Source organism: Shewanella decolorationis S12, from assembly GCF_000485795.1.
In the GTDB taxonomy this organism is placed as follows: domain Bacteria; phylum Pseudomonadota; class Gammaproteobacteria; order Enterobacterales; family Shewanellaceae; genus Shewanella; species Shewanella decolorationis.
In genome coordinates this window covers 133483-156945 of sequence record NZ_AXZL01000070.1, presented here as the reverse complement: position 1 = coordinate 156945, position 23463 = coordinate 133483, and the positions used below count along the sequence as shown (strand labels likewise).

Here is a 23463-nt window from a genome sequence, read left to right as displayed (position 1 = left end):
AAGTAAAAGACCCGCCTTGGCGGGTCTTTTGGTTTTTACAGTGTCGGCACGGCAAAGCTTAAATTAGTGGTTTTAATTCCCTTTGGTGTAGTGGTCACTATGCTGACTTGACTCCCCGCAGAAGCGGTAAAAGTGAGTGGTGTGCCTAAGCCATTCTTCGCGGTGAGAGTGTTGGCTACCTCAATGATATCTGGCGTTCCGTTACAATCTACGCAGAGCTCGATTTGGGTCTTGGCAGGCATAATTTGCTTAGCTCTGTCATGCACAAACACCACAAACTTAGATTCGCTACCTGGGGCAACGGGTTTAATATCATTAACGCTTGCGAGTAACACACCGTCTTGCTGCACACTGATATAAGCCTGCGAACCCGACATGCTCATTACCAATCCCTTGCGAACATAGGTTTTGTTGGCTTGACCTGTACCACAGAGGCTGCCTTGGCATTGCGGGCCGTTAAACTTACCATCTGCTGCAGGATAAGTATCACGGGCGAGGTTATCGAAATAGCGCTCGCCACTGTCGTAGCTGAAGTTTTCATTATCATCACGGAACGCTGTCGGTAAGTCGCTAAAACCGCTACTGTGGAAGGTTTCTACATCCATACCATTACCGCTGCAGTGAGTTGCGGCGCCATTGAATAAGCAGGCATTAGTGATAGCGCCACCATCGGCACTATCAAACTGATTGTTGCCGTTAGTGTCGAAGAAGGTTTCGTGACCCAAGGCGTAAGCCAAGATGGTAATACGGTGATCTTGAGGGCGATAATCGCTGGATGTCCAAGTCACGCTGCAAGCGCCATTTTTAGTCAGGCAGCTTGGGGTGATTTGCCCGCCCTCGGTGGTGAAGTTCACTGTGGTATCATCGGGCGCTGGATTTCCAAAACTATCGGATAGTCTGGCGGTAATAGTCGCAGTTTCACCATCATGATCGCCTGCTTCTGGGTTGGATATTGTCGTAGAAAGACTAAATCCCAGCTGTTGTGGCAGACCTGTATTAACCGTTAATTGCTCAGATTGGCTAGTAATCACTTCTTTGGTATCGGCATCCACTGCGGTGGCGACCACGCGAACGGGAGTCGGCACAGTACCCGAAAGCACACGCACACTAGCGATACCTAGGGAGTTGGTTAGGCTCTCAGCGCTGGCGCTGCCATTGGCAAAACTTAAGCCGCCAACGACGGTATCTAAACTAAAACTGACCTTTTGCTGGGCTGCTGGCTGGCCATTGGCGCTGGTCACTTTAAAGCTGACGAGGGATGATTCACTCGACCCAGTCCCGCCCGCACCTTTAATGCGGATTTGGTTAGGTTCTGCCGCTTCAAAACTAAGGCTAGCTAAGGTTTGGCGTTGCAGTGTAAAGGGGAAGTTCGCCGTTAGCGTTTGATTACCGACCACTGTGGTGGCAATGATTTGATCGTTACGCTCACTGTTACCACTGCAACTAGTGTCTTGGAAAGTCGAGCTGGCATTGCCCGATAGGGTCGTGACAGGCGTATCTAAGGTTGCATTATTACTGTTGGTGCAGTCCGAGCTAAAACTGATGGATGACGGGGCCTGTACGCGAGTGATAGTGCCATCGTTGGCCTCTATCACTAAGCTTGCGGTCACACCAAAGCTGCCGCCAGCACTGATTTTATAGCTGCCATCGGCCTGTGCCGTTAACGTACTCGCCAGTTTTCCTTCGGTAAAACTGCTGCCATTAAAGGAGCCTAATTTTAAGGTGCCGGATTCGTTAACGGCATCTTTGCTGAGTACTTCATATAAGCTGCTGCTTTGTAGCGATTGCCCTTGATAATCCACAGTTACCGTTAAGGCATTGGCGCCTAATTCGGTGGCGCTCGGAGTATAACTGACCTGAGCAATACCTTGGCTATTGGTCAGCGCACTGGCGGGATTTAATGTAGCTGAACCCGCGCTAAAAGTGACCTTGGCATCGGCAATACCTTTACTCTCGGCATCGAGGAAAATGGCTTGCAGTTGCACAGCCTCATCCACTTTAAAACGGGTAACAAGCGCCGCACCATTCACAATGCTAGCGCTGAGCTTAGGAGGGGTTGCGGTGCCTGAGCCACCGGTTCCTATAAATTCATAATTACGATTAGCCGTTAAAGCATCGGCACCTGTGGGAGTGTAACTTGCGGTCACAGTACCTGCGCCTTCGGTTAAACTGCCATTGGCTATCACGACTTCGGCCATCCCATCGGCATTAGTCAATTTAGTCGCGGGTGTAATAGTGCCTAAGGTGGCAGTGAAACTGATCAGTTGTCCACTAAGCTTAGATGAGCCCTGTTTTAAGGTCGCAACCGCGCAAAAACTGCTTTCAGTGGGAAAACTTAGCTGACTGGTGTTATCTGCACATTGGCCATTAACTAAGGTTTTATAGCTTAGGCTGAGACTATAGCTGTCGGTACTGCCATCTGCGTCAGTACCATCTGCTGCACCATTGCAACCACTTAGCGCCGCAACGCCCAGTAGTGTCCACGAAAATACTGATAATGTTTTGCTAGGAAGCATAAGCAAACATCCTTGTTGGGCTGAATTGTTAGTCTTGGATTTCGCTGCGTAGGTATTTAAACAGCTCTTTTGATGATTTGGACTCAGGGCCTTTTGCCAACTCTTTTGTGGCTTGGCGCACTAAGGTACGCAGCTTCTGTCTGTCCAACTGTGGATAATGTTCCACTAAGGTTTGAATTTCGCTGTCGCCTTGGCTCAGTAAGCGCTCGCGCATTTTCTCGAACATTTGTAGCTTAGCGGTCTCGTTGTTGTTTTTGTTCAGTACGATAGCGAGTGCGGCTTTAATCGGCTCCACATCGACGTTACGCATCAACTTACCGATATATTGCATATGGCGGCGATAGGCTTCGGTCTTCGGCTTAATCTTATGAGCTTGCTGGATGCTGTCGTATAAGTGCTCGTCCAGCTCGATTTTATCTAGCTGGGTCTTACTGAGCGACACCAATTCCATACCGACTTTTTGAGCAGCTTCGCAGTCACGCTTGTCCTCGGTTTTGCTGACATACTCTTCGTCACTGTCATAGGGTTGTTTAAAATGCTCTGAATCACCAACAATCTTCATATAGATAAAACCTCAGTTAAATAACGGCCTAATAATAACATCTCCCGCCAAAAATCGCCTAACGAAAGCGCGTGCGCCATGGCTGAGATTGACGAAATAAGCGCGCAATAAATAATGAGAATGGCATGGGTGTTTGTTATGCTAACGCCATTGCCGACAACGAAAGAGTAGCTTTGTGTCTTTGAACAGAATCGATAGTGAATTGACCGCGCTGAAAGATGCGGTTGCCGTGGCCCTCGAATATGCCAATAAATTAGGGACAAATGCCGCCGAAGTGGCGATCAGTAAACAACAGGGATTATCGGTTTCAACCCGCTTAAAAGAAGTGGAAACAGTTGAATTTAATAAAGATGGCGCCCTAGGGATTACGGTTTATCGCGATGGTTGCAAGGGCAGTTCATCAACCTCCGATCTCAGCCCTGAAGCCATTGCTCTGGCGGTGAAAGCGGCGGACGATATCGCCCGTTATACCTCGGCCGACCCCTTTAGCGGTTTAGCCGACAAAGCCCTAATGGCGACCGAGATCCGCGATCTTAAGCTCTATTATCCTGAAGATATTGCCCCCGACGAATTAGCCCAATTGGCGATTCGCGCCGAAACCGCGGCGCTTGATGCCGACTCGCGCATCAATAACTCCGATGGTGCCAGCGCAAACGCCCACACATCGGTCAAGGTTTACGGCAATAGCCACGGCTTCTTAAACGGTTATTGCAGCTCGCGCTACAGCCTAAGTTGCAGCGTGATCGGTGAAGACAGCGACGGCAGCATGCAGCGGGATTACGATTACACTATCGCCCGTAAATTCAGTGAGATGCTATCTCCCGAATCCGTAGGTTTGAAAACCGCACAAAAGACAGTGAGCCGTTTAGGTGCGCGTAAGATTGCGACTTCGCGTTTACCTATTCTGCTTTCGCCTGAAATCGCCACAGGGCTTATCGGCCATTTAGTCGGCGCGATCAGCGGTGGCAGCCTGTACCGTAAATCCAGCTTCCTGTTGGATGCGATTCACACCCAAATCTTCCCCGATTGGTTCAACATTGAAGAACAGCCGCATCTGCTGGGCGCGCTTGCCAGCGCCAACTACGATAGCGAAGGTGTGGCGACGCAAGATAGACGCATCATCGACCGTGGCATGTTAGAAAGCTATCTGCTGACCAGCTATTCGGCGCGCAAATTAGGCTTAACTAACACAGGCCATGCGGGCGGCATCTACAACTGGACGCTGGCGCACACGGGGCAAAGCTTCGATGAGTTAGTCAAAGGCATGGGCACTGGCTTGATTGTCACTGAGGTGATGGGCCAAGGCGTGAATATGGTGACGGGGGATTATTCCCGCGGCGCCGCCGGTTTTTATGTGGAAAATGGTGAAATCCAGTTCCCCGTCGAAGAGATCACTATCGCGGGCAACTTGAAGGATATGTTTCGTGGGATTCAGGCGGTCAGTAAGGACTTCGATTTACGTTCGTCTATCCGCACCGGCGGGATCTTATTATCTGAGATGAAGGTCGCGGGTAACTGATTGAGTTAACTTAGTCGGGTTCATTTAATGACTCAGTTCTCACCAAGTGAGCTTTAAACAAAAGGGCAAATGCTAATGCATTTGCCCTTTTTGCTTTAATTGCGCCGTGCTAAATAGCGCTGCCACATTTAAGCGACGGTGCTCATTAGAACTTATAGCTGGCACCTAATTCAAATGAGCGACCCGAGCCTGCGACTTGGCTAAAGCCACCCGTGCTATCGGCCTTAAATTCGGCAAGGTTGACACCACCCAGTGGTAGTTCGTAGTAAGTATCAAACAGGTTGTTGATCGCAAAGGTCAAACTCAGCTCTTGCCATTTGATACTGCTGCTTAGATTTAACAGCGAATAGCTGTCGGTCTCATTTTCTAAACGGCGATCATCGACCTTATCCTTAGTCGCTACCCATTGCCACGACAGGCGATTTTCCCAATCACCCAGTTGATGGCTAAGGGCTAACTCGGTTTGTAGCGGTTTGATTTGATAAAGCGGCTCGTTACCCTCATCGCGCTCACCACGGGTGATATCGAGCTTACCTTGCATCTGCCATTTACCGCTGTCGGTATTGGCTAATAGGTAGTTCACACTAAACTTAGCGCCATATAAATTGGCATCTTCGTTGGTGAATTTAAGGATATTGCGTTTACCGCTGGCAAGGCCAGTACGGTTAAAGCTGCCAATCACCTCAGCATCAATATAGTCGGTCACTGCGCTATACCAAGCCGTGGTCGAGAATTGCCATTCATCGCCATTAAACTTGTAGGCCGCGCTCAGGGTATGGGCTGTTTCGGGCTTTAGATCGGGATTACCCACATAACCGTTGCCGTCACCATACCAGCCGATCATAGTGGTTGCCATTACGCCACGACCCCAGCTGTAACGCTCATACAGGTTTGGCGCGCGGTTTTTACGGGCTAAGCCAAATTCCAATTGTTGTTTGGCCGACAATTGATAGCGTGCCAGCAGAGTGGCGTCGATAAGGTTATCGTCTCGGCTTCTATCCATAGCATTAAAGGCTTTTGCTGCCTCGGCATCCACATTCGGCATGCCCATCATGGGCATATTGCTGTAGGCCTGCACTTCGCCCGTATCAGTGGTGACATATTCATAACGCACCCCTGCAGACAACCACCAGAGTGGCGTGAGGTTTTGCTGCCATTCGCCATAAACTGCGGCGCGGCGACGTTCACCGTCGTTGATATTGATATAGTCATTGGGGGCCATCATAGTGCCGGGCACCGCTGGCCAAGTATCATCGAGTTGATAGTTATAATATTCCTGCCCGACAAGTAACGTGCTGTTATCGCCCATGGGTAGGCGCCAATGCAGTTGGTAGCTGTAATCGCTACCCTCTGTATTCATTGGCATCTTGCCGGTTTTTTCTGGGGTGAAGAAGCCCATTTCATGCTTCACACTGTGCCAGTTTAACTGGGCGCTAAATTCACCATCGTTGTCTAAATCTCGCAGATAGCGGACTAGGGCGCCATAACTCTTGTTATCCGTCATATCCATGTATTGGTTTGGGAAACCTTGGAACGGGATAGCCTGGTGCGTTAGCTTAATCGCCAGTTGTTGTGTGTCATCGCGCCATGCCGCCGTTAACGCATGGTTTTGAGCGCGATATAAAGTATCGAGCACTTTATCGCCGTGACCATCGTGGTAGCTATTGGCATCTTCATAGGCACCTTGATAGCTGAAACTTAAGTCCTTACTGGCAATCCCAGCTTTAGCGCCGAGCAAGAAGGCGTCGCTGGTGCTGCGGTATCCCGATGAGATTTCGCCGCTTTCGAAGCTGAGGTTGTCGCTGTCGTTAAACTTTGGATTGAGGCTATTAACCTTAATCACCCCGGCGATATTGTCGCCGCCCGCACTGACGGGGGACACGCCCGCGACCACTTCTACCGAGCTGATTTGGTTAGCGGACACGTAGGATAGTGGTGGGTTCATTTGGTTAGCACAGGAGGCGGTGATATCTGCGCCATCGACTAACACTTTAATGCGATCGCCCATCATGCCATTGAGTACGGGCAAGGCGGAAACGCCGCCCGCTTCGGAGAAATCGACGCCTTGATCTTTCAGCAAAGCATCGGCCGAGCCTAAGGCGTTACGGCCAATATTCTGCTCGCCATGGACTTGAATACGTTCGATTTGAGTCTGATTTGTCTCGTCGGCCATGGCCTGTGAGGTAACCGAAGCGCCTAATGCTAAGGTCAGCGCGCTGGCGATTGCAGAGCATTTAAAGCCGTGGGGGATAGTTGAAGTGTTTGCAGCCATCTTATTGTCTTCCATTCACTCGGATAAATTGCGCTGCATTATAAAGATCATCGAAGTGTGACAGGTGCGGCATATTGTCGCAGAGCTTATAAAGATAAAACTGAAATAGCGGCTTTAGGTGCTTGCTAGCGCCAAGATGAAGATAAGCTAGCAGCAAGGTGAGGGTAACAAGCGGCGCGGTTTAACACGCTTTTGGATTAACCGAAGTGATTAAAGTAGATCCGCTGGGTTTCACCCTCGGCATCCATTAAAGCCAATGCTCTGGCAAACTCATAGGCCTTTGAATCTTCTGCGAGTCTGTTGGGGCTGTTATCTGGGCTCACGGGTAAATCTGCACGGTAGTTAGGGTTATGTTGCCCGCGAAAATGGCGACTTTTTTTCGAAAATCCCAGATACATTGCCTGAGGCTGCTGGCAGCAATTGGGGTGCAGCTTAAATTGGCTTATGTCCCGCTGTTTGAGGTAGTAGCTGATGGTGGCCTGATCGTAGATAAAAAAATCCCCTTGGCTGGCAAGCAGGTAATCTAACGCCTTAGGCACATCCAGTTCGGGTGGTTTGCGCACCGACATAGTCTCGGCTAAGCCGTTAAAATCATAGCTACCGGGGGCGATTAATAGTGTCATTCCACTTTGGGATAGTTGCTCCAGTGAATTGATATTGGCGGCACCAGCTCGACTTATCCCTATGTAGCGCTCCGACAGACCATTAGGGATAAAATAGGCAAATTGGGCGCGCTCTTCAGTAAAATGCAGACCTGGATAAAAATCGATATTTCCGAGTTTGAGATCCCGTAAAATCCGCAGTTTTGGGGCTCGGATTACCCGCAATTTGCAACCAATTTTCTCTGCTGCGGCCTGATAGATATCGTGGTAAAAGCCTTGGTTATTTGGGTCATGCTCGATAAAGGGAAGACGCTCACTGGTGCGATACCCCATGGTAATGATGCACTCAGAGCTTGAAAAAGCCTGCGCTAGACTAGGGGAGAGGCTGAGTAACATGACTACTAAGCAAAGCAAAGGCCGATAAATAACTGCAAACTGCAAAATGATCTCCTTCTGCTGTGATTACCAAGGGTAATCGTGTCGATTAATGGCGACCCAAAGTAGTCTTTAAGAAAAGACTTTGTTGTTCTAATGTATTATTTTTATTGAATTAATCTATCATACTTTTTGATAATAAAAAGAGAGATTCTTTGCACTACTGCACAAACTCTGTACATCCTGTCATATTGCGCTATAGTGTCGCCGCAGGTCGGGTGAGGTGCATTTGGCCTGTAAATATTAACTGAGGAGTTCCTATGGCAAAGCTTAAAGAGACTAGCGTGCTCGAGCATGAAAATGGTCGCGGCACTATTACCGACAACGCACTTAAGGCAGTGGTGACGAGTTCACTGTTTAGGATGCGAACTGAAAAGCCGAAAAAGGGTAAAGGGTCTTATAACCGTAAAGCAGCAAACCGAAAGGGGTATCAGCACAGGGGCGATACCCCTTTCGACTTTATGGGGGCTTGTATCATAGGTGCTTAGTGTTGAAACCTTAACTTTGCTCGCGCTGATTTGTTTATCCCTTATCTCTGCTCGATTTTTCTTTGATTCTTGTGCTGTAAACCTCTTAACGTGCCACTCCTGAGCTTATTCCTCTTATCAGCTCTGCCATTTACAGCCTATATCCTTCAATACCTATCAGTAGGCCGGTAACGATTGCCCATAAAAAAGCGAGCCCTTGACTATTAGTATTAATATCAGGGGCTCGCTATTTATGCTTTTAATCCGGCGAATCGAATGCCGAGGGCAAGCGCTTAAGTAGCACGCTTAAGTCGAGTGCTTAGGCCTCGATATCATCTTCAGCGTCGGCGTCGACTAACTCGGCCCACAGATCGTGCTCGTCCGAGTGAGTGATCACAGCGCGGACTAACATGCCGGGTTCGAGTTCGGTTTCACCGTTGATAAATACCATGCCGTCGATTTCTGGAGCATCGGCGAAGCTGCGACCAATGGCGCCTTCTTCGTCTACGTCATCGATCAGAATATCCATAGTACGGCCAACGAAACGAGCTAAACGCTCGGCGCTGATCTCGGCTTGGACTTCCATAAATCTGTGGTATCTGTCTTCCTTAACGTCTTCGCTGATAAGTTCAGCGATTGTGTTGGCTACAGCGCCTTCCACTTCTGAGTACTTGAAGCAGCCGACGCGGTCGAGGCGCGCTTCACGCAGGAAGTCGAGCAGCATTTCGAAGTCTTCTTCGGTTTCGCCAGGGAAGCCCACGATAAAGGTTGAGCGGATAACCAAGTCTGGGCAGATTTCACGCCAGCGTTGAATCGCTTCTAACTGACGGTCAACACGGCCTGGACGCTTCATCATTTTCAGGATGCGAGGGCTGGCGTGCTGCATTGGAATGTCTAGGTATGGCAGGATTAAACCTTCGGCCATCAAGGGGATCAGATCGTCAACCCATGGGTATGGGTAGATGTAGTGTAAACGTACCCAAGCGCCCATCTTGCCCAGTTGGCGAGCAAGGCTAGTGATGTCTTGCTTCACTGGCATACCGTTCCAGAAGTCGGTGCGGCCGCCCTTGTCTTTGCCGTAGGCAGAGGTGTCTTGGCTGACGACTAAAATCTCTTGCACGCCCGATTCAACCAAACGCTTGGCTTCATCTAATACACTACCCGCAGGGCGGCTGTCTAAATCGCCACGCAGTGCTGGGATGATGCAGAAGGTACAACGGTTATCACAACCTTCTGAAATTTTTAAATAAGCATAATGCTTAGGCGTTAACTTAACCCCAGTTTGCGGGATTAACGAGGTAAATGGGTTGTGCGCTGGTTTTGGCACGTACTTGTGTACATGCTTTAACACGGCTTCGTAACTGTGTGGGCCCGTGATTTCGAGCACGTCAGGGTGCACTTCACGGATTTGGTTTTCCTTGGCGCCTAAACAGCCGGTCACGATCACTTTGCCGTTTTCTTCTAAGGCTTCGCGCACCGCATCTAAGGATTCTTCAACCGCCGCATCGATAAAACCACAGGTGTTGACGATAACCAGATCGGCATTGTCGTAGCTGTTGGTGACTTCATAGCCGTCGATGCGTAATTGGGTCAGAATGCGCTCTGAGTCCACTAGGTTTTTTGGGCAACCCAAAGACACGAAACCGATGCGATTCCCGGTAGCACTTTCGGCATTAGCTAAGTCAGCACTCGCTGCTTCTAATGTCTTGGCTGGGGTCTCAAGCGTGGTTGTTTGCTTAGGATTAAAAGTTTCAACTGTCATGGTGTCTCGCTGATGCTGATAAAAGAGCGCCGTAAAAAGAGCGCGGATTATACCTGAAGTGATTAAAAGGTACAGTGTCTTTGGGTGAAAAGTGTACAGCCAAGAGGGCGTTTCTACCAGTTGTGGCGCGGTTGAGTCCGCTGCTCTGTTATCCCGCCGCATTTGATCTTGGGCGAATGGCTTTAAGGTTTGAATGGCGCAGTGCACTGCCGCTCGGCGCCGATTTAAAAAATTTTCAAAAAAATTAACCCTTTTTATTTTTGCCCGCGTTTATAGGGGTAGTTTGCATGATGCGTGGCTATCGCAACGGACGATAAATCGGGCTGTTACATATTGGTGCTGTTACATATTGGTACAGCGAGTCGCACTTTTAGCCGATAGCCGCCGCGTTAGAACCACGGCAGTCTCGCCTTAAATGATTTAGTTGGAGTTAACAATGAAGCATTCTCTTTTAGCTGTATTAGTGGCTGGTGGCCTTTTTTCAGGTGTGTTTGCCGCGAAGGCGATAGCCGCCGACGTAGATTTTCCCCATATCGAAACCATGGGCGTGAGCCAAATTCAGGTTGAGCCGGATATGGCCGAGCTTAATGTCGAAGTGGCCGTTACCGAGAAAGAGGCTAAGGCCGCTAAGGATAATTCGGATGCCGCAGTGGCGAAATTTATCGCCCGTTTAACCGCCGCGGGCATTACCAAGGAGCAAATCCAAAGCGCTAACTTAAATCTGCAACCCCAATATGTGTATGCGCAGGATAAAGCACCTGAGCTGAGTGGTTATACCGCGAGTCGCCAAATCACAGTCACCATTCGCGATTTAGCCCGCTTAAATACCATTTTGGACTCCGCCTTAGAGGAGGGGATAAACAGGGTCAACAATATCGCCCTTAAGTCGAGCAAAGAGGCCGAGTATGTGGCCAAGGCGCGCCAAGCGGCCATTGTCGATGCCAAACAAAAAGCCGAAAGCTTAGTCAAGGGATTTGGGGAGAACCTAGGTAAGGTATGGCAAATTCGTTATTACGATCAACGCCCAGTGCAACCCGTGATGTTACGTATGAATGCCAAGGCCGATGCTATGGGAGCCGCCGAAAGTTATCAATATGGCCAAGTCACAATCGAAGACAGAGTCGAAGTGGTTTATAAACTCAAATAATTCATAACGAGATGCAATGGATGAGGATTCTTTGGCTCATCCATTGTTGTTAGGGGGGAATCGGCTAAATTCTGAGTCAACACTATACAATATTGCATGTTTTAACAGAGTAAAGGCACTAAATACTGGCAAAAATAGCTATTTATCCCCACACTAAGAGAGGATAAGGTTATGGAGGCCTATGATGGATTTTCCCCCTAGAATCAAGCAACAAACCTGCATGGACTGCTTAAGTGGTAAATCACTCGGATTTGAAATTCGTATGGCATTTCAGCCAATCATCGATTGGCCAAATCAGCAAATTTATGGTTATGAAGCCCTAGTGCGCGGCCCAAATGGCGAAGGCGCCGCTTGGGTGTTTGAGCGCATAAATGAAGGCAATAAGTACTATTTTGATCAAGCTTGCCGAGTAAAAGCTATTGAAACCGCTGCCAAGCTTGGCCTTGATAAAGTCTTAAGTATCAATTTCTTACCTAATGCCGTTTATAACCCCGAAACCTGTATCCGCGCCTCGATTGAAGCGGCCGACCTCTTTGGTTTTAATATTCATAACATCATGTTTGAAGTCACAGAGGGTGAACAGATTGTCGATAGAGCCAAATTAAGTCGTATTTTTGAAAGTTATGCCAAACGGGGATTTATCACCGCCATCGACGACTTTGGCAGTGGCTTTGCTGATTTGAGTTGGTTGGAATTTTTGCGCCCTCAAGTATTAAAACTCGATATGGAGTTGATTAGAGATATCCATTTAGATACTCAAAAGCAGTTGGTGATTGACGAGGTACTAGGGATTTGTAGCACGCTTAACACTCAGGTGTTGGCCGAAGGGGTCGAGTGTAAAGAGGAGTTAGACTACCTAAGCGAGCGTGGTATAGCCTATTTTCAAGGCTACTATTTCGCTAAACCCCAACTCGAGCATTTAACCAGCTTTGAGACATTGGATTGTTATTCTGCGCTGTAGCATTGATTTATTGGATTAAATTGATGCAAGTGTCTTGCGCTTACGCTGAGGCGTTACATTGCGTGTATCGGTTCTTAGCCAACTGATATATCATGCGCCCCCCCCTTAATTACCTATGGCTCCTGTTTGCCGCTATGTCTTCTAACGCGCTTTATACCGATCTATCCGGTTATTACGATTTAATGTGCTCCGATATCAACTATCAACAACAGAGTGCGAGCATCCATCGATTGCATCAGTTCTTAGGGAATAATGGTAAGCAACACCTTGATTTAGCCTGTGGCACAGGCCCGCATGTGCGGCATTTTATCGACCTTGGTTATCAGTGCAGTGGCCTAGATATTAATCAGCCGATGCTCGATATGGCCATGCGTCGTTGCCCTGAGGCCCAGTTTAATCTGCAAGATATGACCGCCTTTTATCTTGAGCAGCCAGTGGATTTAATTACCTGTTTTTTATATTCCATCCATTACAGTGCGGGCATCGAGCGGCTAAAGAGTTGTATTGCCAGCGTGCACCGCGCCTTGAATGACGGCGGGATATTTTGTTTTAACTCGGTTGATAAGCACCGCATCGATAACCGCTTATCGATTAAGCATTTTGCCGAGTTTGAAGGGCACCATTTTGCCTTTGAATCTGGCTGGCATTACAGTGGGCATGGCGAAAACCAGTCATTAAATCTAAGCATTGCAAAGAGTTTGCAGCCTTTTACTCAACAGGCTGATGTAGACGACGATGCTGATACCTCTGCGCATCAGACTGAGTTATGGCAAGACCAACATACTATGGTCGCCACCAGTTTTGCGGAGCTGCAAGCGTTACTCGCGCCATATTTTGAAGTGCATATCTTTGAACACGATTATGAAAAAATCGTCCCATGGGATTTAAGCTCAGGTAATGCGCTGTTTGTCTGTGTGAAGATTTAACCTTAGGTTGAAGGTAGCAACTGGGCGGTTAGCTTTGGCTGCTCTGATTTACACCCATGTTCCATCTTTGCCTTTCACAATTTCCCTGTGAATAACTGTAGTCATTGCGGCCTAACGGCCGAGGTGAATCAAAGTCGTGGGGCTTCACCCCACACCCGACCAAGGAGGACTGCTCGTCCTATCCTCCTTGGATGCTCCAAGACGCCCCTAGCGAAGTTATATGCATTGATTAGTGGCTTCGTGCTTATTCGAAAATCGCTAACGCTTCCGATGGTACATCCTGTACCCCGAAAGCTAGCGAGGCATCCATGCCTCGCTCACGCGATTTTCTTCAACGCCCTTCAGCAACTTCGCAGGGGAAGGTGAACTTCTGTCACTTCTGTGTTGGCTGTTAATCCCAAAAGAGTTATGCCTGTCCTATCTTTTTTCCGTGAAACAAACCAATGATTAGCGGCACGTATTACCTTTAACTGTCTGAGCTTTTTCTTTGAAGACTGGGTCAATTGAACTCATCGAATTGAGCCGCCCAAGAAGCCGGTATGTGTGAGGATCAAAAATGGCGTGCGGGGTTTGTCTGATAGCATGCCAACAAGCAAAGTCAGTAACTAACTCTTTGAACTGCTGATTTCTAATTTGGAGCTGTCCCTCTTTCACGACAATACCCGTTACCAGTTTAGGTGATTCCTTGCCATAGAGTTTTGTCTTTGTTGGGTGCATTGTATGACCGTATCGACTAAGAACTTTACGGACTACGGTTTTGAAAAGCTCATTAACACCTGTTCCAGAGAAAGTTAGGTCATCAACATAAACGGTCATCGTCACACTATGCTGTTTTGATAAAGAGGAGAGTTCTTCAAACAAGTGGTAGTTAGCCCAGTAGGCAAGCACCATACTTAGTCGACTCCCAGTTGGTACATGTCCGTGAATAGTACACATGTCGGCCAGCAAATTAGCGACATCAGCAGTACATTTCAAATCACTGTAAAAGAAACCAAATACCTGCTTTTTCCGTGTAGAAGTAAAGAAGTCTTTGATGTCTGTTGTCAGAACCTTAGTGTCAAAACCATCAGCAGACAGATGCGCCTTCGCGTTAGTTAGATTGGAGTGTTTTTTTCTACCTGAATGTACATAACTAGGAAGATTAATCCGACAAATCAAACTCGCTATTCGAGTGTGGATCTTGTCTAATTTATTGATTGGTTTGTGTATTTGTCTCGGTTTGCCAGCTTTTCCGATGATTGAGAAAACATTATAATTCCCATCATCTTTTGCGAGGAGAGGTAAGTCTTTTGTGTCACATCCTAGCAGAATTGAAAGTCGCTTCTTCGTCCTCAGGTTATAAAAAGGGGAGTCTTTTAGTGCGTAGGACTTTCCTTTGGTTTTAATCTTGAGCTTTTGCATTTTTGCTTAAAACCCATTCAGAAATGTCCAAGATAGTACTTGCAGCAGTCTCTCTAAATTTTTTGGAAACTCTTTTTTCGTTGTTTATGTGAGAAGAAAACATCACCAAAGAGGACTTAGGTATGTCGAACCTAAGAGAGTATTTTTCGAGTGTTGCAGTGTCGACGGGTTTTTCGCCAGACTCCAACTTCTGAAGTTGTTGTTTAGGGATTTCTAATTCTGAGGCGAGTTGGGCTAATGGCAAATCGTGATATTGGCGAATTACTTTGAGGGCTCGATGTATCATTAAATCCTCCTGGAGTTTCGAAACTAGGGGGAATCTCATCACTCAGACCAAGGCTCTACACCGACACCATTGATCAAATACCAAATGCGGTACACCCATTTAAGGGCAATACAGAAGACTTTGAAAGTAGTCTTAAGAATTTCGCGCTTAGTGTTTTTAGCTTCTGAAATCTGCTGGTCACGTTGACTATTTTGTTCAAGCATATTTGTTACTCCTATACCCCTGAGCCCGTGTTGCTTTGTGCAACACTATAAAAACTCAGGTTCGCCCTGTATTAGGAGTTGGGATTGACCAGCACGAGCCCCCGTTTCGACGAACCTCGGTCGCCCGAAGGTTCGAGTTCCCACATGTACCGCGCGTGTCTCTCGTCGAGCGACGGTAGGACGGCAGGCATGTCTGGGTTAACAGGCAGAAAGCTTTCGCTTTCCCACGAACTCCCTGCCAAAGCAGAGTTCAATTTATGGCGTAACTATCCCTTTAAGTCTAACGCGCAGCCATAGTAATGTATGTATTGAATAAGATCAATATCGTCTTTAATAACATATGGTTAAAACCTCGAAAGATGGGACAGGCAAAACTCTTTCTGAATTTAGAGCCAACGCCGAGATCACAGGAGTTCACTATCCCCTCGGAGTTGCCGCAGGGCATTTTCGGTCGTTGCGTGAGCGAGGCATGGATGCCGAGATAGCGTCAGTCGAATCAGGGACGAGCGTCTGACGCGATAGCATAAGGACGCTAAATGCCCAAGGGGCTTTCAACTCCGCTAGGGGCGTCTTGGAGCATCCAAGGAGGATAGGACGAGCAGTCCTCCTTGGTCGGGTGTGGGGTGAAGCCCCACGACTTTGACTTTGTTTTTTAAAACAATCAAACACAGTTTTCGAAGAAAACAAAAAAGGCGCCTAAGCGCCTTTTCTACTATTTAGTGATGGGTAAACCACCCAAAACCTATGATTTGATTAAACAATCAGATCATACTCTTCACGTAGGATCTTAATAATATCTGCCTTTGGATTCGCTGGCAGCGGGATTGCCGCGCCAGTCACCTTCTCGGCGATGCCGGTGTAAGTGCGCGACACTTGCATCATGGCCTCTAATGGCAGGGCATTATCACGGGCGAGGGCTTCGCGCTCTGGCATTCTGTCCTTGTTAAGCAGAATATCCGGATCGGGGAAGTGGTTCAGCAGGAACTGACGGAAGCCTTCCTTAGAGTTTTCAAGGATTTTACCATCGCGGTAGGCGGCGCCGTCCCAAATACGGGATGAGTCTGGAGTGCCCACTTCATCCATATAAATCAGTTTTGAGTTGCCGTTTTTGTCGGTCACATAGCCAAACTCGAACTTGGTGTCCACAAACACTTGGTCAAGGTCGGCCAGTGCTTTTGAAATCACCTTAAAGCCATCTTTTAACAGCTTCTCGTACAGGTCGATATCTTCTACCTTTTCAAAACCAAAGGCTTGGTAGTTGGCTTCGATATCGCTGCGACTGATGTTCACATCGTCCTGCGCGGGCACACCTGGGATACCAGTTAAAATACCTTTGGTCGAAGGGGTGATCAGCAAATCCGGCAGCTTTTGATCTTTTTCTAAGCCTTCTGGAAGTGTGATACCACAGAATACGCGCTCGCCCTTAGAGTAGGCGCGCCACATTGAGCCAGTGATGTATTGGCGGCAAATGGCTTCGACTTTAATCGGGCGGGCTTTTTGGACTATCCAAACGAAGGGATGCGGAATATCTAAAATATGGCTGTCGGCTAAACCGTTTTCGGCAAATAGCTTAAACCAATGATTAGAAATGGCATTTAATGCCGCGCCTTTACCAGGAATGCCTTTTAATCCGCCTTCACCGTGGAAGATGCAGTCGAAGGCTGAAATACGGTCGCTAATCACCATAATGGCAAGTGGCGTATCTTCGGGCACATTGTAGCCCTTGGTTTGAATTAAACGGCGGCTGTCGGCGTCGGTTAGCCAGTAAACGCTACGTACCTTGCCGCTATGGACTGGGCTGTCGGTGCGGATGGGTAAATCGTTGTTTACGGCTAATACGGAATCAGCAAGACTCATGACGAGTATTCCTTTGGATAGAGAGTGTAGGGACGAGTTTTTTATTCGTTGCGGTGTGCTTAAGCCGTAAATGCTTTGCCACCTTTTTATTATTGACCAATAGCTTATTGCTAAGTGCGCACAAGAGATTGGCGAGGTTAAAACGTAAAGCGAATAGGATATTTTCGGGCGATAGGCAGAAGAGAGAAGGTCGGGATAAGGGGGAAAAATAGCACGCAGAGCAAGGTTGGCGCCAGAAGGAGTCTGGTCTGTTCAAGCGGGGGAACCCCGTGCCATTTTGCTCGAAAAGGCTAACCATTAATCCGAGAGAACCTTGTTAGACAGCCGCGAAAAGTGGCGCCATTTTACCTTTATTCGCAAAATTTTCCACGGCTATTTATGCACATCTGTGCGGCGTGTCGGTGTAAATTGGGGAGGGGATCAATGTGGCAGCTGAAAATACTTCCCATGAAACCCGAGCAGAGGAATCGCGAAGTTTGAGTTTATAGTGTGACTCGCTAAGCCTTAGAATGACATTAATCCCAATATAGGCATGCAGTTAGCGCTGTAAATCGGGGTAATATTGATGGCCTGAATAAAGCGAGTGCCTGAGCCCCCATACCGCGTGGCTTTTTGTGTTAACACCTATTTTTTGTGAATTGAAAAACACAGTTTGCCCATCAGACCCTAACATAAGGCATGAATGAAACATATCGAGGTAAGTAGATGACAGAACCCAAAACGCCGATGATGGCGCGCGCCGCCTCCGAAGGGCGGTATTTTTTCTCGAAGCAATTTATCGCCTTAGCCGAATGCCAAACCCAGTGGCAGGATCTGGAGTTTGAAGAGTGCGAGTTCCACGATTGCCAGTTTAGCGACAGCACATTCCGTAACTGTAAGTTTATCGATTGCCGTTTTGTGGGCTGTAATTTGAGCCTGCTCAAGGTGCCCTTAAGCCAATTTAACGGTGTGAGTTTTGAAGAATGTAAACTGGTGGGCATAGATTGGACTCGCGCTGCTTGGCCGAGATTATCCTTTGCGGCGCCTTTTAGCTTTAGAACCTGCATCTTAAACGACTGCTCTTTTATGGGGCTTACGCTCGATGAAATGGTGCTCGAGGGCTGTAAGGCACAGGATGTGGATTTCCGTGAGGGTAAGTTTAATCGCGCCAACTTTAGTTACAGCGATTTTCGCCATAGCTTATTCGGCCGCACCGAGTTGATGGAGGCAGATTTCTCCGAGGCGACCGATTACGATATCGATATTTTTAATAATAAAATTAAAGGTGCTAAGTTTAGCCGCGACGAAGCCGTTCGTTTACTCAATGGCTTAGAGATCAACCTAGTCGATTAAGCTGCCATTTTACCGAGCTTGTTTTGGTAATTTTTTAGATTTTTTTAGGGTGTTTTTTATCTCAAAATTTAGGCGGGTTAAGCCCTAAATAACTCGCCAATTCAATTGATCCTATTCACAAATTTTTAGAGTATTTTTAACTTTTAGTTGCCGCAGATCACACCAAACTTGCCTATGTGGTTTACCACAATAGCCGCATACCTCTTTCGAGATAACAATCACTCTGGAACAGCAAAATGCCAACGTTTTTTAAGGCATTGGCATTAATAACTAAAAACCTGTGAGCAGATTTAGCCTTTAACCGCAGTGGTGACAAAAAGCCTAAGTTTGCGTGTGCCAATTGGCGCATAAGGGTGGATGAGTGTGATGGAGGTAACCATGATTGAGCTTAATAGGCGAACCTTTTTAAAGGGCGCAGGGGCCAGCGGTGCAACGTGCGCCTTGGCTAGCCTGTTGCCAGGCAGCTTAGCGGCATTAGAAAGTAAGCAGCTGAAGGGAATGGGCAAAGAAATTGCCAGTATCTGCGAGATGTGTTCGACCCGCTGCCCGATTTCAGCGCGGGTGATTGAAGGTAAAAACGTCTTTATCAGCGGCAATAAGGCGGCTAAATCCTTTGGCGGTAAAGTCTGTGCCCGTGGTGGTGCTGGCCATAGTTTACTTTACGATCCACAGCGGATTGTGAAACCACTCAAACGGGTTGGCGAGCGCGGCGAGGGTAAGTGGGCTGAAATCAGTTGGGATGAAGCCTATCAACTAATTGCCGATAATCTGAATAAAATCAAGCAAGCTTATGGCCCTGAGGCGGTAGCATTTTCCTCTAAGTCCGGTTCGCAAGAAAAACACTTATTCCATCTCGCCACTGCGTTTGGTAGCCCAAATACCTTTACCCATGCCTCAACTTGCCCAGGTGGTTACGAGATTGCCGCTAAGGCCATGTTTGGCACTAAGGTAAAGCGCGATTTAAGCAACTCCAAATACATCATTAACTTCGGCCATAACCTGTACGAAGGCATCAACATGTCCGAAACCCGCGGCATGATGGCGGCGCAAATGGATAAAGGCGCCAAGCTGGTGGTATTTGAGCCAAGATTCTCAGTGGTTGCCGATAAAGCCGATGAATGGTACGCGATTCGTCCCGGCACCGATGTGGCCGTCGCTTTAGCCTTATGCCATGTATTGATTGAAGAAAACCTTTACGACAAGGCCTTTATCGAGCGTTATGTGGAAGGTTTTGACGCCTTCGCCGCCGAAGTAAAAGCCTACACCCCAGAGTGGGCCGAAACCGTTTCCGATGTGCCCGCCAAAGATATTCGCCGTATTGCCCGTGAATATGCCGCTAAAGCGCCCCATGCTGTAGTGGATTTTGGTCACAGAGCCACCTTTACCACCGAAGAGTTTGAAATGCGCCGCGCGCTTTACGCTGCCAACATCTTGATTGGCAATATTGAGCGTAAGGGCGGTATCTACCTAGGTCAAAAGCCTAGCGATTATAACAAGCTCGCGGGTGAAGATGTGTCGCCTGTGCTGGGTAAACCCGGCGTAAAAGATATGCCAAAACCAGCGGCAAAACGTATCGACCAAGTGGAAGAGCAGTACGCCATGATGTGGTCAGCGGGCGGGATTTATCAAACCATCCTCGATGCGACCTTAAGTGCCGTGCCCTACCAATTACACGGTTGGGTGATGTCCCGTACTAACCCAATGCAAACCATGACCGACAGAGCGCGTGTGGTCGAAGCCTTGAAAAAGCTCGACTTTGTTGCCGTATGCGATGTGTATATCAGCGAAACCGCCGCCTATGCCGACGTGATTTTACCTGAGTCAACTTACCTTGAACGCGATGAGGAAATCGCCGACAAGTCAGGTAAAAACCCTGCCTACTATGTGCGCCAACGGGTAGTTGAAACCTTAGGGGATACTCGTCCTTCATGGCAAATCTTTAAGGATATTGGCCACAAACTGGGGCTAAGTGAATTCTACCCTTGGGACAACATGGAAACCCTGCAACTGTTGCAGGTAAACCGCGACACAGATCTGCTACGCCGGATCAAAGACGAAGGTTTTGTCAGCTTCGGTAAGCCGATAATGCTGCGCGAACCTAAAATGGTGGCCGAATTTACTAAGGCTTACGCCAATGCCAAACCCGTGGATGAAGACGGCACCTACGGCAGTTTACTCAGCTTTAAAACCCCAAGCGGCAAGATTGAATTGACCTCAGCCAAGGTTGAAGCCATGGCGCCAGGACGCGGGGTGATTAAGTTCCGCGAAGTGCAGCTTAAAAAGCCTAATGAACTCTACTTTATCCAAGGTAAGGTTGCGGTACATACCAATGGCGCGACCCACAATGTGCCCATGCTGGCGAATTTGATGTCGGATAACGCCGTATGGGTTCACCCAGATACCGCGAGCAAATTAGGCATCAGCAATGGTGATCCTATCCGCTTAACCAGTAGCGTAGGTACAGAAGAAGGCCATGCGTTAGTCACCCCAGGCATTCGCCCCGATACCGTGTTTGCTTATATGGGCTTTGGCTCTAAAAACAAAGAGTTGGTTAGAGCGACAGGCAAAGGTATCCACTGCGGAAACTTACTGCCCCACGTTACCGCACCTGTGTGTGGCATGACGGTACACACCACTGGCGTCACGCTGGCAAAACGCTAATTGGAGGCTCAAATGACTAAAAGATATGTGATGGTGCACGATGAGAACAAGTGCATCGGCTGCCAAGCCTGTAACGTGGCTTGCCGCAGTGAAAACGGCGTACCAGAAGGGGTGACCCGTTTACAGGTGAGAGTCGAAGGGCCCTATGGCGAAATGCCACATCTGCACTTTAAGTACCACAGAGTGTCGTGTCAGCAGTGTGAAGATGCGCCCTGTGTGAAGGTGTGTCCAACGGGCGCGGCCTACGTGGGCGAGGACGGCATTGTCTCCATCCACGGCGACAAGTGTGTGGGTTGTATGTACTGCGTGGCGGCGTGCCCTTACAAAGTGCGTTTTATGAATCCCGAAACCAAAGTGGCTGACAAGTGTAACTTCTGTAAGGACACCCGTTTAGCCCGGGGAGAACAACCTGCCTGTGTGACTGTATGTCCGACCGATGCATTGGTGTTTGGCGATGCTAACGATCCACAAAGTGATGTGGCAAAACTGCTTAACACTAAGATCACTTACCAAGATAAGACCCATTTAGGCACTCATCCTAGGGTATATCGCGTTCCTACCAAAAGAGGGGGGATTTGATTATGAACAATACTTGGGGCGATATGGCGCAATATGATCCCGTCACTTGGCACTGGGTCATCGCCGTGTATCTGTTTATGGCGGGTTTATCCGCCGGAAGTTTGCTGATTGGCATTGGTTTGCGTTGGTTCAATCAAGAAAAAACGCAAGTTGAAAGCAATATCCTCAAGGCTGCGGCGATTATTGGCCCTGTGGCAATCAGCTTGGGCTTGGCGTGTTTAGTGTTTGATTTAACTAAGCCTTTCCACTTCTGGTTGATTTTAATTAACTACAACTTCCAGTCCGTTATGGCGATTGGGGTACTAGCGCTACTGGCTTACTCACCCTTGGCATTTGCCTACGCGATTTTAGTACTGCGTGACGATTTGCCAAAGTGGGGCTTAGGTTTCTTAGTGCCTATCGCTAAGCTGCTGATGCCCTTTAGAAAGCTGATTGAAGTGCTATTGTTTGTCCTCGCGATCGGTGTAGGCGCATACACTGGCTTCTTAATTTCGGCGATGAATGCCTATCCGATGCTGAACACTGCGGTATTACCAGCGCTGTTCTTGGTATCTGGTTTATCGGCGGGCGCGGCGGCTAATGCGGTGCTGGCGCTGGTGATGTTCAAAACCGATAGTCACGACAAGACCTTAGCCAAAATGCATGGCTTAGAGCTGCCAGTGATGGCAATCGAAATCATGTTCCTGTTTATGTTGTTCTGCGCCTTGTACTTTAAGGGCGGTGCGGCGGCAGCGGCGCTGGCATCACTCACCTCTGGCGTGTGGGCAAGCGTATTCTGGATTGGCGTGGTCGGGATTGGCTTTGGTGTGCCATTGCTGTTTATGCTGTTGCCTGCCGCAACTCGCCACAGCAAGGGCGCGATGATTATGGTGGCCTGCGCCAGCTTAACCGGCGTGTTAGCACTGAGACACTTTATCGTGTATGCGGGACAAAGCTACCTGAGCTAAGTGATGTTAGCGAATGCTCTAACCCATGGCATTCAAACTAGCGCACAAATATGAGTATTACTTTAATACGATTAAGTGATACTCAAATGGGTTACAACACGCATCCCTGCAAGCAAAAAGCACCGGTAACGGTGCTTTTTTATGGCGGCAATTTGCAGCGATTGGAAGAGGATTATTACGGTAATTATTGCGGCAATAGCTCAATCACAGATTTCACCGTAAGCACTAAGGCGCTGATAGCGCAGAGGGCTAAGGTTGCCATCTTGGTCTTATGCTTATCCACATTCCCCACCAGTTTGCCCGCCACTAAATAGCCTAAAAACACTGAGGGCAACAGCATCAGGGATAACCATAAATGCTTAACTTCGAGCAGGCCCGTCACCCCAAGAATGACCAGCGCTATGGTCGAGCTGAAGATAAAGAAGGCTGATAGTGCGGCGCGAAACTTTGAGGCATCCTTACCCGCCAACAGAATCGCCATCGGCGGACCACCAATGGCGGCAATATTACCGAAGATCCCCGATACCACGCCCGCGCCAAATAGCGTCGCTTTATTCACTGGCAAGCTAAATTTATACAGGCTCAGCACCACGGCGACTGCCACAATGGCTGCAATCGCTAAACCAAGAATCGGCTGCGGCGCAAATAGCAACAGGCTGGCACCGATAAAACCTCCGGGTACTCGACCGATAAGCGCGTATTGCAAGCCATTGAATTCTAAATGGCCGCGTTCACGCAGTAGGGTGAGTAGGGCGATGGAAAAGCCCATCACAATCACGGGGGCGGGCACTAATTCGGGGTCGACAATATACAGCAGCGGACTCGCCACCACGGCAAGGCCAAAGCCAATCAGACTTTGGGTGAGGGCACCTAAAAACACAATCACAGACGCAATAGCGAGCGTTTGTGGATCTATCAAGGAGAACATAGGATTCCATCAAAACAAAATAGGGATCGTTACTCTAACCCATCAGGCAAGATGAGTATTAACGATCCCTAATGATTAGGTACGGCAGAATTATGGACGC

At 48.3% G+C, this 23463-nt stretch carries 19 protein-coding genes; 9 read left to right on the top strand and 10 right to left on the bottom strand.

Annotated elements, in window-relative coordinates:
• Positions 1 to 35 precede the first annotated feature (35 nt).
• Complete coding sequence (locus SHD_RS14285; protein WP_023267773.1) at positions 36 to 2516, bottom strand: Ig-like domain-containing protein; 2481 nt, start codon at positions 2514 to 2516, stop codon at positions 36 to 38.
• 28 nt (positions 2517 to 2544) lie between these two features.
• Complete coding sequence (gene yjgA / locus SHD_RS14280; RefSeq protein WP_011625015.1) at positions 2545 to 3078, bottom strand: ribosome biogenesis factor YjgA; 534 nt, start codon at positions 3076 to 3078, stop codon at positions 2545 to 2547.
• A 175-nt stretch (positions 3079 to 3253) separates the two neighbouring features.
• On the opposite strand from yjgA, the gene pmbA reads away from it, so the two are divergent.
• Entirely contained in the window at positions 3254 to 4597 is a 1344-nt protein-coding gene (pmbA, locus tag SHD_RS14275) for a metalloprotease PmbA (protein ID WP_023267772.1), read from the top strand.
• Positions 4598 to 4742: 145 nt separating this feature from the next.
• Here the strand turns inward: pmbA and SHD_RS14270 are convergent, their stop codons facing one another.
• Complete coding sequence (locus SHD_RS14270) at positions 4743 to 6884, bottom strand: TonB-dependent receptor plug domain-containing protein (protein WP_023267771.1); 2142 nt, start codon at positions 6882 to 6884, stop codon at positions 4743 to 4745.
• A gap of 182 nt (positions 6885 to 7066) precedes the next feature.
• Positions 7067 to 7867 carry a substrate-binding periplasmic protein gene (locus SHD_RS14265; protein WP_023267770.1) on the bottom strand — a complete coding sequence of 267 codons (801 nt, stop codon included), beginning with the start codon at positions 7865 to 7867 and terminating at the stop codon, positions 7067 to 7069.
• 299 nt (positions 7868 to 8166) lie between these two features.
• Between SHD_RS14265 and SHD_RS14260 the strand changes: the two genes are divergently transcribed.
• On the top strand, positions 8167 to 8394 hold the full coding sequence (locus tag SHD_RS14260) for a ribosome alternative rescue factor ArfA (RefSeq protein ID WP_023267769.1): 228 nt from the start codon (positions 8167 to 8169) through the stop codon (positions 8392 to 8394).
• Positions 8395 to 8692: 298 nt separating this feature from the next.
• Here SHD_RS14260 and rimO read toward each other — a convergent pair whose 3' ends face one another.
• Positions 8693 to 10135, bottom strand: coding sequence for a 30S ribosomal protein S12 methylthiotransferase RimO (rimO, locus tag SHD_RS14255; RefSeq protein WP_039978462.1), 1443 nt, complete (start codon positions 10133 to 10135; stop codon positions 8693 to 8695).
• Positions 10136 to 10571: 436 nt separating this feature from the next.
• On the opposite strand from rimO, the gene SHD_RS14250 reads away from it, so the two are divergent.
• From SHD_RS14250 to SHD_RS14240, 3 genes are all read left to right on the top strand, one after another.
• A complete protein-coding gene (locus SHD_RS14250) occupies positions 10572 to 11282 on the top strand; it encodes an oxidative stress defense protein (protein ID WP_023267767.1) in 711 nt (236 codons plus the stop codon).
• Between the two features lie 184 nt (positions 11283 to 11466).
• Positions 11467 to 12243 carry an EAL domain-containing protein gene (locus tag SHD_RS14245; RefSeq protein WP_039978445.1) on the top strand — a complete coding sequence of 259 codons (777 nt, stop codon included), beginning with the start codon at positions 11467 to 11469 and terminating at the stop codon, positions 12241 to 12243.
• A 134-nt stretch (positions 12244 to 12377) separates the two neighbouring features.
• Complete coding sequence (locus SHD_RS14240; protein WP_023267765.1) at positions 12378 to 13169, top strand: class I SAM-dependent DNA methyltransferase; 792 nt, start codon at positions 12378 to 12380, stop codon at positions 13167 to 13169.
• Between the two features lie 447 nt (positions 13170 to 13616).
• On the opposite strand, the gene SHD_RS14235 is transcribed toward SHD_RS14240, so the two are convergent.
• From SHD_RS14235 to SHD_RS14225, 4 genes are all read right to left on the bottom strand, one after another.
• Positions 13617 to 14570 carry a reverse transcriptase family protein gene (locus SHD_RS14235; RefSeq protein WP_023267764.1) on the bottom strand — a complete coding sequence of 318 codons (954 nt, stop codon included), beginning with the start codon at positions 14568 to 14570 and terminating at the stop codon, positions 13617 to 13619.
• Positions 14551 to 14856 (bottom strand): helix-turn-helix domain-containing protein, encoded by a 306-nt coding sequence (locus SHD_RS14230; RefSeq protein WP_039978460.1) that lies wholly within the window; start codon positions 14854 to 14856, stop codon positions 14551 to 14553. Before SHD_RS14230 ends, SHD_RS14235 begins: the two co-directional genes overlap by 20 nt.
• Before the next feature lie 38 nt (positions 14857 to 14894).
• Positions 14895 to 15059: a hypothetical protein gene (locus SHD_RS21965; protein ID WP_023267762.1), complete on the bottom strand. Its 165-nt coding sequence runs from the start codon at positions 15057 to 15059 to the stop codon at positions 14895 to 14897.
• A 753-nt stretch (positions 15060 to 15812) separates the two neighbouring features.
• Positions 15813 to 16916: a phosphoribosylaminoimidazolesuccinocarboxamide synthase gene (locus SHD_RS14225; protein ID WP_023267761.1), complete on the bottom strand. Its 1104-nt coding sequence runs from the start codon at positions 16914 to 16916 to the stop codon at positions 15813 to 15815.
• A 705-nt stretch (positions 16917 to 17621) separates the two neighbouring features.
• Here SHD_RS14225 and SHD_RS14215 point away from each other — a divergent pair.
• The 4 genes from SHD_RS14215 to nrfD all read left to right on the top strand — a co-directional run bounded on the left by SHD_RS14215 (position 17622) and on the right by nrfD (position 22435).
• Positions 17622 to 18248, top strand: coding sequence for a pentapeptide repeat-containing protein (locus SHD_RS14215; RefSeq protein ID WP_023267760.1), 627 nt, complete (start codon positions 17622 to 17624; stop codon positions 18246 to 18248).
• Between the two features lie 378 nt (positions 18249 to 18626).
• Positions 18627 to 20909, top strand: a complete 2283-nt coding sequence (phsA, locus tag SHD_RS14210) for a thiosulfate reductase PhsA (protein WP_039978443.1) — start codon at positions 18627 to 18629, stop codon at positions 20907 to 20909.
• 12 nt (positions 20910 to 20921) lie between these two features.
• Positions 20922 to 21488 (top strand): 4Fe-4S dicluster domain-containing protein, encoded by a 567-nt coding sequence (locus SHD_RS14205; RefSeq protein ID WP_039978442.1) that lies wholly within the window; start codon positions 20922 to 20924, stop codon positions 21486 to 21488.
• Between the two features lie 2 nt (positions 21489 to 21490).
• A complete protein-coding gene (gene nrfD / locus SHD_RS14200; RefSeq protein WP_023267757.1) occupies positions 21491 to 22435 on the top strand; it encodes an NrfD/PsrC family molybdoenzyme membrane anchor subunit in 945 nt (314 codons plus the stop codon).
• 184 nt (positions 22436 to 22619) lie between these two features.
• On the opposite strand, the gene SHD_RS14195 is transcribed toward nrfD, so the two are convergent.
• Positions 22620 to 23363, bottom strand: coding sequence for a sulfite exporter TauE/SafE family protein (locus SHD_RS14195; protein WP_023267756.1), 744 nt, complete (start codon positions 23361 to 23363; stop codon positions 22620 to 22622).
• Positions 23364 to 23463: the final 100 nt, after the last annotated feature.